The sequence below is a fragment of the Aeromonas sp. QDB56 genome (genome assembly GCF_027705505.1).
Taxonomy (GTDB): Bacteria; Pseudomonadota; Gammaproteobacteria; order Enterobacterales; family Aeromonadaceae; genus Aeromonas; species Aeromonas caviae.
Map to the genome: position 1 here is coordinate 1 of NZ_JAPDBZ010000142.1, position 10,444 is coordinate 10,444.

The 10,444-nt window shown below is 62.3% G+C and carries 13 protein-coding genes; 4 read left to right on the top strand and 9 right to left on the bottom strand.

Annotated features, from left to right (window positions below):
• Window positions 1-295 precede the first annotated feature (295 nt).
• Complete coding sequence (locus OKB81_RS17065) at window positions 296-493, bottom strand: hypothetical protein (protein ID WP_234888583.1); 198 nt, start codon at window positions 491-493, stop codon at window positions 296-298.
• A 24-nt stretch (window positions 494-517) separates the two neighbouring features.
• Window positions 518-1,096 (bottom strand): O-methyltransferase, encoded by a 579-nt coding sequence (locus OKB81_RS17070; protein WP_010675174.1) that lies wholly within the window; start codon window positions 1,094-1,096, stop codon window positions 518-520.
• Window positions 1,097-1,157: 61 nt separating this feature from the next.
• On the opposite strand from OKB81_RS17070, the gene OKB81_RS17075 reads away from it, so the two are divergent.
• The gene (locus OKB81_RS17075; protein WP_202395081.1) at window positions 1,158-1,352 is read left to right on the top strand and encodes a hypothetical protein; all 195 of its coding nucleotides are present in this window, start codon (window positions 1,158-1,160) and stop codon (window positions 1,350-1,352) included.
• On the opposite strand, the gene OKB81_RS17080 is transcribed toward OKB81_RS17075, so the two are convergent.
• The 5 genes from OKB81_RS17080 to OKB81_RS17100 all read right to left on the bottom strand — a co-directional run bounded on the left by OKB81_RS17080 (window position 1,349) and on the right by OKB81_RS17100 (window position 6,060).
• Window positions 1,349-1,780, bottom strand: coding sequence for a protease (locus OKB81_RS17080; protein ID WP_160837448.1), 432 nt, complete (start codon window positions 1,778-1,780; stop codon window positions 1,349-1,351). The two genes, OKB81_RS17075 and OKB81_RS17080, sit on opposite strands and share 4 nt — an antisense overlap.
• Before the next feature lie 44 nt (window positions 1,781-1,824).
• On the bottom strand, window positions 1,825-2,865 hold the full coding sequence (locus OKB81_RS17085) for a M35 family metallo-endopeptidase (RefSeq protein ID WP_041213093.1): 1,041 nt from the start codon (window positions 2,863-2,865) through the stop codon (window positions 1,825-1,827).
• 253 nt (window positions 2,866-3,118) lie between these two features.
• Entirely contained in the window at window positions 3,119-3,754 is a 636-nt protein-coding gene (locus tag OKB81_RS17090) for a DUF2913 family protein (protein WP_069652571.1), read from the bottom strand.
• Between the two features lie 114 nt (window positions 3,755-3,868).
• Window positions 3,869-5,164 (bottom strand): DEAD/DEAH box helicase, encoded by a 1,296-nt coding sequence (locus OKB81_RS17095; RefSeq protein WP_160837450.1) that lies wholly within the window; start codon window positions 5,162-5,164, stop codon window positions 3,869-3,871.
• A 245-nt stretch (window positions 5,165-5,409) separates the two neighbouring features.
• Window positions 5,410-6,060, bottom strand: coding sequence for a DedA family protein (locus OKB81_RS17100; RefSeq protein WP_010675180.1), 651 nt, complete (start codon window positions 6,058-6,060; stop codon window positions 5,410-5,412).
• A 290-nt stretch (window positions 6,061-6,350) separates the two neighbouring features.
• Here OKB81_RS17100 and OKB81_RS17105 point away from each other — a divergent pair, with 290 nt between their 5' ends.
• The 3 genes from OKB81_RS17105 to OKB81_RS17115 all read left to right on the top strand — a co-directional run bounded on the left by OKB81_RS17105 (window position 6,351) and on the right by OKB81_RS17115 (window position 8,427).
• Window positions 6,351-7,319: an autotransporter domain-containing protein gene (locus tag OKB81_RS17105; RefSeq protein WP_160837452.1), complete on the top strand. Its 969-nt coding sequence runs from the start codon at window positions 6,351-6,353 to the stop codon at window positions 7,317-7,319.
• A gap of 111 nt (window positions 7,320-7,430) precedes the next feature.
• Window positions 7,431-8,006, top strand: a complete 576-nt coding sequence (locus tag OKB81_RS17110; protein WP_270668125.1) for a DUF1176 domain-containing protein — start codon at window positions 7,431-7,433, stop codon at window positions 8,004-8,006.
• On the top strand, window positions 7,957-8,427 hold the full coding sequence (locus tag OKB81_RS17115) for a DUF1176 domain-containing protein (protein WP_270668124.1): 471 nt from the start codon (window positions 7,957-7,959) through the stop codon (window positions 8,425-8,427). The genes OKB81_RS17110 and OKB81_RS17115 overlap by 50 nt, the downstream gene beginning before the upstream one ends.
• A 40-nt stretch (window positions 8,428-8,467) precedes the next feature.
• On the opposite strand, the gene OKB81_RS17120 is transcribed toward OKB81_RS17115, so the two are convergent.
• Complete coding sequence (locus OKB81_RS17120; protein ID WP_202395077.1) at window positions 8,468-9,631, bottom strand: DUF1615 domain-containing protein; 1,164 nt, start codon at window positions 9,629-9,631, stop codon at window positions 8,468-8,470.
• Window positions 9,632-9,776: 145 nt separating this feature from the next.
• Entirely contained in the window at window positions 9,777-10,337 is a 561-nt protein-coding gene (locus tag OKB81_RS17125; RefSeq protein ID WP_270668123.1) for a GGDEF domain-containing protein, read from the bottom strand.
• Window positions 10,338-10,444 lie beyond the last annotated feature (107 nt).

Consider the following 10,444-nt stretch of genomic DNA (forward strand, 5'->3'; position numbering starts at 1 on the left):
CCATGATCTCGCACCTCAGTAACTGTACGTAAGATCAGTATAGCTCGTGGTGACTGCTAATCATGGGTAATCAGGAAAAATAATGGCCGGGCTGGCAGAGGAATCGCCCCGCTGGCGGCGCTCCGTCAGCGGAAACCATATCAGGCGGGTTGCGGCTCCCGCGGGATGGCAGTGGCCCAGTCACGACACAACGTATCAATCGGGCCAAAATTCGGTCTGATGGCAAAGGGGATTGCCACGCACCACGTGGAAGGTAATGGCGGGATGGCGCGCGCCTTGACGTCACCGTCGGTGATCACCACCTCCCGCCCTGCTCCAGCAGGCGGACGATGTCGACATTCCAGGGCCCGGTCGCCGGGTAGCGCCGATGGATCTCGACGAAGTTGACCCGCCCCGCGCGCCGCTCAGCCACCTGGGGGCCCTGACGAAACCGTTGCTCTGCATGGCCTGCCAGTGGTCTGCCTGTGGTCTGCACCACGGTTTTTGGTTCCATGGTCCTGTTTTCCATCCAGCCCTCCTACAACCGCACCACCAGCCACTCCCCCTTGCCCACCGGCACCAGGGAAGTCAGGAAATCGGGGTCACGCCGCACCTGTGCCATCCACTCCCTCATCTCGTCCTCATGGGAGATGGCATTGTCCACCACCAGCAGGCCACGAGGGGCAAGCAGGCGCTGGATCTCGGGCCACCAGGCCTGGTAGTGGCGGCGCTCGGAGTCGAGGAAGATGAGCTGATAGCCCGCCGTCGGCAGGCAGGGCAACAGGCTGCCGGCCTCCCCCGCCAACTGCTCAATCCAGGGAGTGAGCCCGGCCCGCTCAAAGTTGGTCGCCGCCATGGTCCGTTTGCCCTCGTCCAGCTCGATGGTGGTGACCCGGCCCCCCAGCCGTTTCACTGCCTCGGCCAGCCAGAGGGTGGAGTAACCGTTGGAGGTGCCGATCTCCAGCACAGCCTGCGCCCCCCTCGTCTGCACCAGCACCGCCAGCAGTTCGCCGGTGTCGCGGGTAATGTTGAGCATCTTGCTGCCACGGGAGTGTTGCGCGCCGTCATTCTGCTCGCCAAAGCGCTCCAGCTCCCGTTTCAGTTGTTCCAGTGCCATGTCTCCTCCTTGACGGTGTAAACGAGTCGGCCCGGTGCATGGCATGGCTGGACCGCCCCTCATGTTCATCATTTTGCTATCGACCCACTCGGTGGCCCATCCCCTGCGTCATCCGGATAAAGACAACACCCTGGCTCACCATGTCATCACGCTGGTGCACTGCTGCTGGCGGGAAAGCCAATCGTCACCCGGTCTGGCGGTGGCCACCCGCGCCGTCGGGCTGCCGGATACCAAGGGCAAGCCGCAGATCGCCTAGGGGGCCACCCGGGTAAAGTCGATGGCGGGGCAACTGGGCGCCACGCCCTTGGTCAGCGTCAGGGGCTGGGCACGATAGCTGAGCCGGTAGCGGCCCGGTTGGGACAGATCGTAGGCCTGCGCCAGATCCGCATCGGCCTGGCTCTGCTCCCCCGCCCCCAGGTGCAGGAAGTCGCCGTCCCCGGGGGTACCTCGCTTGGCAAGCGGCCCTCGATAGTCCAGCGGTAGCCCATCGCGGGTCAGGTCGATGGCATCGGCAAACCACCCCTCGAAGGGGGTGAACCAGGTCAATACCTCGAGGGGCGTCTCCCCCCGGTTGGTCAGGGTCATCACCAGGGGCAGGGGTTCGTTCACCCCGCTCTCTGCGCTGACCGACAGCTCGCACTGCAAGGGCGCCAGTGCCAGGGTGGTGAGCAAGAGTGTCATCATGGTGCCTCCGTCAAAAAAGGGGCCATCCGGCCCCTGTTTGCAACTCAATTTTCGCTCGGGGTATTCTCGGCGAAATATTCGTGGTTGTCGGCATTGTTCAGGGCCTTCTGGGGATCCGTGCTCGCCAGATTGCGCGCATTGGCCTGACCGTATCCCAGATCGTCGGTGCCCGCCACCACGTTGAAGTGGCTCAGCTCGTGGACAATGGTGCCGGCGCGGGAATCGGTCCCGGTGACCGGCGCAGTCCAGAAGCTCTTGCACAGATAGACCTTGTAGGGCTGGTCCGGATAGACATAGGCAAAGTAGCTCTGCTTGCAACCGCAGTCGAAGGTGAGCGGCTTGTTGTCGATGGCATCCTTGATCTTGCTGAAGTTGGTCTCGGCCTGGTTCCAGCGGGTGGCGTCATAGGCGCCAAACCAGCTGCGGTAGCGCTGCCCATTCGGCTTGTCCACCGCGAGGTAGCTGCTGGAGTTGTTCGCGATGCCACTCGCGGCATCGAGCGCCGCCAGGATGTCGCTCTTCTGGGTGTTGGTGCAACGGCCGCTGAAGCTGACCGAGGCGCTCACCGCCTGGGGCTCGGCCACCGCCGCCTTGGCCAGCACCCGCTCGTCGCTCACCCCGTCCACCCAGAGGGTCACGGCATTGGACTCGCTCGCCTGGGCCTGTTTGGCCTTGGCCGCTTTCCCCTCCTGCGCCACGGTCGGCAGCAGGTAACGGATGCTGTACTGGCCCTGGGCACTCATGTCGTAGAGACCGGAGACCTCCGCCTGCACTGTCAGGCTCTGGCCCGCCTTGAGCAGTTGGTAGTCCTTGTCACTCGGGGCGGCCCGCTTGATCAGGGCCCCTTCGTAATCCACCGGCTGGCCGTCACGCTCCACCTGGAACAGGGGAGCATCCTCGCTGCCAGGCAGTTGCCATTTGAGCAGACGAACCGGCTTCTCCCCGGTGTTGGTCAGGGTCAGGTTGACGCGCACATCGTCTGTGCTGCCCTCCACCAGGGTGAGCCGGGCATCGAGTCCGGCGGCGCAGAGCGGGGACGCCAGCACGCCGGCCAGCAACAGGGCAATTGGAGTCGCTTTCATCATGTTTCCTCATTCATTGAGTGTCGCCTTGTCAGGCGGTCTGCTTCCTTTAAGGCCCTCTTTGGGGCCCATCCACCCTAGAGCAGAAGCACCACCCCACCATCCCTCCATATGGGGGACGCCCCCCATCAGAGGGGGAGCCCCTTGGCTGCGACAAAGATTGCCCGCCCGGCCCCAGCGTGCAGGCAACCCCGTGGGGTGCATTTGCCATAAAAAAACCCGGCGCAAGGCCGGGTGACGGGATGAGAAGGCGGGATCAGGAGGACAACAGCGCCAGGGCAGGCTGCGCGTTGCCCGGCATCAGCCGATAGGCCTTGTGGTGCTTGACCAGGGTGGTTTTCTTGTTGCCCTGGCTCAGCAGCAGGCCCCGGGCAAATGCCGCCTCGGCCAGTACCTGCTCGTCCCCGCGCACATAGAGGGTGAGGGGCTTGACCAGCTCACCCCCCTCGATATGGCCCTGATACTCGCTGGCCGAGATGATCAGGCTGGATTGCCCCTGGCTCAGCAGCCGCTGCCGGGTGTTCAGTTCGCTGTCGGTGAACACCAGCCAGCCCGCCCCCTCCAGCGCCAAAAGCAGATCGGCCAGGCGCGCCCCCAGCTGTACCGGCTCATGCATGGCGCGCTCATACTGGCGCTGCACCCGCTCAAGCAGCCCCTTGAGATCGGCCCCCGCCCCCAGCGTCCGCCCCAGTTGCACCCAGGTCTTGAGATCCTCCATCACCAGCCGGGAGAAGCGTTTCTCCTTGAGAGAATCCGCCATCCAGGTACAGAGAAAGTGGCTCTCCTGGGCGGGGGTGCGTTTGCCCGTCTTCTGGGCGGCGGTGCGCTCCAGCTCCGCCAGGCTCTGGCGGGCCATCTCGAGCAGGGCCTGATTGTAAGCAGGAAGGGTCATCTCGGATCCTCTGAAACGGGGCGGCCAGGGGCCGCGTCATCGACAGCACAAAGGCGCCAGTGGCGCCTTTGGAGAGTAAACGCCCCTCCCCGACCGGGAGGGTGCGACGTTGCCTTATTTCGGCTGACGGGGCTTCTTGGCCGCCGCCAGACGCTTGAGGCGCTGACCTTGCAGTTTCGCCTCGGCCATGGCCTGGGCGGCGGCATTGTCTTCACGCTGCGGGCGCTTGCCGAAGCGGCGGCGCTCCTGCAACTGCTTGATGAGGTCGTCACGGCTGCTCACCTCGTAACCCGGCACCATGATGCGGCGGATCTTCTGGCCGATGAGGGCCTCGATCTCCAGCAGGGTGCGCTCCTCCTCGCGACTGACGAAGGAGATGGCCATGCCGCTCTTGCCAGCGCGACCGGTTCGGCCGATACGGTGCACGTAATCTTCCGCGAGGAACGGCAGATCATAGTTGACCACGTATTCCAGGCTCGGAATGTCCAGGCCGCGGGCGGCCACCTCGGTGGCCACCAGCACCCGCAGCTTGCCTTCGGTGAATTCACGCAAGGCGCGGCGACGGCTCCCCTGGGCCTTGTCACCGTGCACCACGGCAGACTTGATGCCGTCGAGGTTGAGCTCCTCCACCAGTTCATCGCAGCTCTCACGGGTGCTGGCAAACACCAGCACCTGCTGCCAGTTCTGCTTGCCGATAAGCTCGGAGAGCAGCTCGCGCTTGCGCTTCTGTTCCACCTGATAGACGGTGTGGCTCACGGTGTCGGCAGTGGAGTTCTGCTTGTCGACGGCCACCACCTGGGGTTTGTCCAGCATGAGGTTGGCCAGCTTTTTTACCGCCTCGGAGAAGGTGGCGGAGAAGAGCAGGTTCTGGCGGGTCTTGTTGACCGCCTGCAGGATCTGCTGCACATCGGCGCTAAAGCCCATGTCGAGGATGCGATCCGCCTCGTCCAGCACCAGAGTCTCGACCCCGGAGAGGCTCAGGTTGCAGGCGGTGAGGTGCTCGAGCAGACGGCCAGGGGTGGCCACTATGATGTGTGCGCCCGCTTTGAGCTTCTTGGCCTGCACATCCTGTTTGCCGCCACCCACGATGGTGAGGGTAGTGATATCAAGATACTTGGCAAAATCGTTGATATTGCTCGCCACCTGGGCTGCCAGCTCGCGGGTCGGGGTCAGGATCAGCACGCGGGCATTGGAAGGCTGCACCGGCGCCGGGTTGTCTACCAGGCGTTGCAGGATGGGCAACGCAAAGGCGGCGGTCTTGCCGGTACCGGTCTGGGCACTGGCCAGCACATCGCGGCCACGGCGAATGGCCGGGATGGCCTGGCTCTGCACAGGGGTCATCTCCTGATAACCGCAATCTGAGATGGCGCGCAAAATCTCGGGGGCAAAATCGAACGATTCAAATCTCATGTTGGGTTCCTGTGTTCCAGCGGAGCTGTAGTTGGCGTGGGTGGCCTGGGCCGGCGTGTGGCCTGGCATCGGCGAGGCGTGGAGCCAAGGACGGCTGGGTCTGACATCAGATCAGAAGATGAGCCGGAAAATGGCGGGCGCGAAGTGTAACAGATAGGCGACAGGAATGCCGCCTCAAATGGCCTGTATTTTTCCGGGGGCTGCGCTCTCCAGATGCGGCAGCAGGCGCAGCCCGGGCAGTGAGATCAGCGCACCCGCTTGCTCGGACGCTTGAGCAGCCGCATGCCGATGGCCGCCACCGCAATGACGAACAGCCCGAAAGAGGTGACGAGCAGGCACTTGGTCAGCAGCTCCTGATGATGGGCAAAGACCGGGGTCGCCATCACCATCTTGCCGACCATGCTCAATACCAGGGACCAGAGGAAGGCGCTGGCAAAACTCGCCACGGCCACCCGCAGCAGGTGCAGGCGGGAGACTCCCATCAACATGGGGGTCAACACTCTCACGAAGGGGATGAAACGGGACACGAACATGGCCCAGAAGCCGTAACGATCCAGCAGTCGGGAAGCCCTGGGCAGGCTCCCTTCCGGGATCATCCGCTCCACATGGCCCATGAAACGGGTGCCATGCAGTGCCTGCCCCTGCCAGTAGGCGAGCACGCTCCCTATCCCGGCCGCAAGCGGCAGATAGAGCAAGGTCACCTCGGGCCCCAGCACCCCCATGCCCACCAGACCGCCCGCCAGCAGCACCAGGCTGTCACCGGGCAGGGGCAGAAAGACGAAGCTCGATTCAAGGAAGAGGATCACCACCAGACAGGTGACGAGCAGACCGATTGCCTGCATTTGTATAAGCTGATCAAAATCCTGATGCCATATGGCAAGCAGCATGTCCTGCATCTGGTGTGACTCCCATCAACGTAATGCGCATTCGTCATGATGACCCGAAGGCCCCGTCTGGTAATCCATCCCTGCTACCACCCCAATGTTCGTATGGGAGGCCTCTTATACACCCGGGGAACTGAACAATAAATTAATGTCTGTGATTTCTGCCCAGCGGCTCACCCTTCTCGCGGCCCAATGCGCACGCCCAAAACAGGACGGGTCGGCCCTTGCCAGGCTGCCAAGCCAGATGAAAACCGTTACAGTGTGAACATGCCCCAATGGACGGGGTACTCATGGAGCCAGGTATGGCAAGACAGCTCTCTTCTCACACACTTTCCTTGCTGGCGGTGCTTGCCGGCGTCTCTGCCGGTCTTGTGACAAAGGCCCGTGCCAGCGACGAGAGCCTGGTTCAACAGCGCGCCAACGCCGTCGTCTCCCTGATGAGCTACGCCGTGGTGCCGGATATCACCGCCAGCAACCTGAATATCGGCAGCGGCACCAACGACACCTCTGCCCTCACCATCACCCAGCTCGGGGGTGGCGCCACCCTGAGCGAGGATGTTCCCCTCTATCTGGAGGGCACCCTGGGCTACAGCCGCTACGATCCCCAGTTCGTGTTCACCGATGGCAACGAGACCCGCACCATTCCCACCAAATGGAACAGCCTGAGCGCCACCGGCGGCATCGGCTGGGATGTCGGCGTCCACCGGGATCGCTTTGGTGGCAATCTGGTGCTGCGGCCCATCGCCAATGTCACCCTGGGCACGGTGGCCAGCGACCTTCGCATCGGGGCCGCCCTGCTCGAGCACAGGAGCGGCCAGAATCTGGACTTCCTCGACGGCGGCACCCTCAATGTCTATGGCCTCGGCGGCTCATTGATGCTGGACTATGAGCTCTTCTCCGCCGCCCAGGACATCGATGCCGAGCTGCGCTACTCCTACCAGCATCTGCAAAGCTTCACCGGCACCGCCGAGAGCGTCAGCGGTCAGGCCGATGCGGAAAACCTCGGGCTTTACCTGCGCCGCCGCGCCCCCCTGTGGCACTGGACCCTGCTGGACAGGCCCCTTCGCTACGTGCTGGAAGGGGCCAGAACCGAATACCTGGGGCAGCAACGGGGGCTGCTCGGTTTCAACAGCCTCAACTCCCTGGGACTTGGCCTCGAACTCGACAGCAGCAAGTACGACATCTTCATCACCCGCACCCGGCTGGTGGCCCGCTATATGTTCAGCCACAACACCAGCGGCTACTCCATCGGACTGGCGATGAGTTTCTAATCGGATCAAAGGGGTACGCCACTCGGCACAGCTCAGTCAACCCAAAACAAGATTCAATTTGAACCTTCCAGAATGCTATCCTGACCGTCCCAATGCTTCTGGAAACCTCTAATGTTCATCACAACACTATTGGCCTCTGCACTCGGCTCGTTTACTGAAGGGCTCTCTTTTCAACACAAGGACTGGGAACTGGCCTGTGACAACACGCGCACATGCCGAGCGGCAGGTTACAGCGCGGAATTGGGTGGACTTTCGGTTCTGCTCACCCGAGAGGCTGGCGCCAAGGGCACACTGCATGCCGAGCTTGCCATCGCAGAGGTTGATCAGCGGGCTCCGGCGGCCCCCGCTGATGGTTTGATCACACTGCGCATCAATGGCGAGGTGCTCGGCATCGTAAAAGAGCGGACTCCGTTCACCCAGCCCCAAACTGCAGCGCTCGTCCGAGCAATCAAAGGGACTGGCAAGGTGGTATTTGAATGGAGCAAGCACCAAGAACCGTTATCCGGTGCCGGTGCCTATGCCATTTTTCTCAAAATGGATGAGTTCCAAGGCCGTCTCAATACCAGTACAGCCCTGACCAAACAGGGCTCGTTACCCACCACAACTATTCCCCCGGCCTTGGTGGCCCCCGTGATCCATGCATGCCGTTGCCGCAGACAACCTATCTCGCCCACTCACCAAGCCTGAGCTACAGAGCATAAGGGCTTGGCTGAAACAACACGTCAATGAAGATGTCTGCCCCAGCGCATATGAGAATCAGGAAGATGGCCAGATCTATCCCCTGAACCAGGAACGAGCCTTGATCCGGCTACCCTGCTGGCTCGCCGCTTACAACGACGGTTCGGCATTTATTCTGATTGATACGGACCTTGATACCAGCAGTGCAACCCTCATCAGCACTTACGCAAACGGTTATGGAGAGGGCGAACTGAGTGCCTCGCACAAAGGAAGAGGAATAGGAGATTGTTTTTCTTTCGAAAGCTGGGTATGGGACGGCCAAACCTTCGTGCAGAGTGAGAAAAGCACCACTGGTAGCTGTCGCATGATCACTCTGGGGGGAACCTGGGAGCTACCGACCATGACCAGCCAGGTGGTCAAATCACAATAAACAAGGGCGGCCCATTGGCCGCCCTTGTTGTCTCTGGCTATCAGCGAATGGTCGCCATCTTTCTGACGCAGGCCTGCTCCCTGTCATCCACCCGCTTGGCGAACCAGGCAGTGGTGAGGTTGCGGGTGATCTTCGGACTTTTCAGCTGGATACCGGGCAAGATGGCGCGGGGTTGCCGTGTCCCGGCCTGTTTGTCGGCCAGGGCGAAGACCCTGTGGTAGAGATCGCTTTTGGCAAAGTCGTTGCTGTCCCCCAGCTTCAGGCTCTGGTGAATAGCCTGCTTGCTCATGTTGACGCGGCTGGCGATGCTGTGGACCGCGAGTTCGGTCTTGCCGGGCAAATCCGAGTCGTAGCGGATGAGATCCCCGTCCAGGGCCAGGGGCTTGCCACTCACCCGGCTTACCGCCGCCTGGAAGGCCGCATTGCGGCTCGCGTACCAGCCCGCATTGAAGTCGGCGAAGCGATAGAGGGTATCCGGGTAGTCGGCGGGATAGCCGAAGATGTGTTTCGTGCCAAACCAGATGCCGCCCCGACGAGTGAACACCTCGTGGCGAATGGACTCCTTCACGGGATAGGGGTAGCCACGGGCGTTGGCTTCGGCAAAGGCGACGCTCACCTGCATGGGGCCGCCGGTGCGCACCGGGTTGAGGTTGCCAAAGAGCTGCTTGCCCATGGGGACGCTGCCTATCATGTCTTCGAAGATCTCGCTCATCTCCCGCTCGGTGCGAAGCTTGTCGATGCGCTCGGCATAGCTCTTGCCAGTGGGGGATTGGATGGAGAGGGCCGTGCGCACCATGAACTCGGGGATCAGCAGCTTGCCGGCCCGGGCATTGATCTCCTTCCAGGCAATCTTGTTGAGGTTGGGCACCACGGGGTCCGCCTGATAGGTCGCCTCCTGCTCCGCCACCGCCAGCACGCTGCAGACGTTGTGATCGCTCACCGTCAGTCCCTGGGTGGTGAGCGCCGTCACCACGTCATTGGCCCAGCCTGGCTTGTCCACCACGTTGCGCGGCAGGAAACGCACGATGCGGCTCTTCATGTCGGCCGGTTTTTGCGGCTGCATCGCCTTAGGCGTGGGGCGCCCCGCCGGCGTCGCCGTGCTGGTCGGGGCGGGAGGCTCGCTGGCACAACCCGACAGCAGGGCAAGGGAAAGCAGTGACAGCCAGCGCCAATGGGCATCAAACAAGGAGTGAGAGGAGATCATGAAGGCTTCCTGAAGAGCGAGACCTGCCCCTCATCGCGAATGAGAGGGCTCGAATGCATGGAGGCGGACATTGTAGGGAACAAGTCTGACAAGATGAAGGCGGATGAACCTGCTGGCCCGCTGGCTGCGGCATCCCCTGGCGCCATCACGCCAGCTCCACCCGGTTGCGTCCCCGATGCTTGGCCTGATAGAGGGCGAGATCGGTACGCTGGAGCAGGGCATCCACCCCCTCCCCGCTCTGGCTGATGCCCAGGGCAAGGCTCACGGTGAATCTTACCCCGTCACCTGAGACCAGCTCTTCGGTCACGCACCTTATCTGCTCCGCCAGCGTACGGGCCTTGTCGCCAGTCATGCCGGGCAGCCAGATGGCAAACTCCTCTCCCCCAAGGCGTGCCACCACCCCATCCAATGGGCAGAGCTGGCGCAGCAGGGTGCTGAATTCACGCAGCACATTGTCGCCGATGGCGTGGCCATAGCGATCGTTGATCAGCTTGAAGTGATCGAGGTCCAGCAGCAGGAGCGGCGTCCCCTCCTCTCCGTGCGCCTCCAGCACGGCGCGAAACGCCCGGCGATTGGAGAGCCCGGTCAGCTCGTCTGACATGGCGAGAGAGGAGAGCCGCATCTGGGTGCCATACATCTGCTGCACCATCAGCAGCACACCCCAGGCCGAGGCCAGCATGCCGATCGTGCGCAGGCTGTCTTCCACCGTGGAGAGCCACCAGGGCTGGAAATAGGCCTCATACCAATCAGATTAAAGATGTGATCTAATTGCTCTATTCTGGTTTCACTGTACTCAGTATGTCCGATCCAATC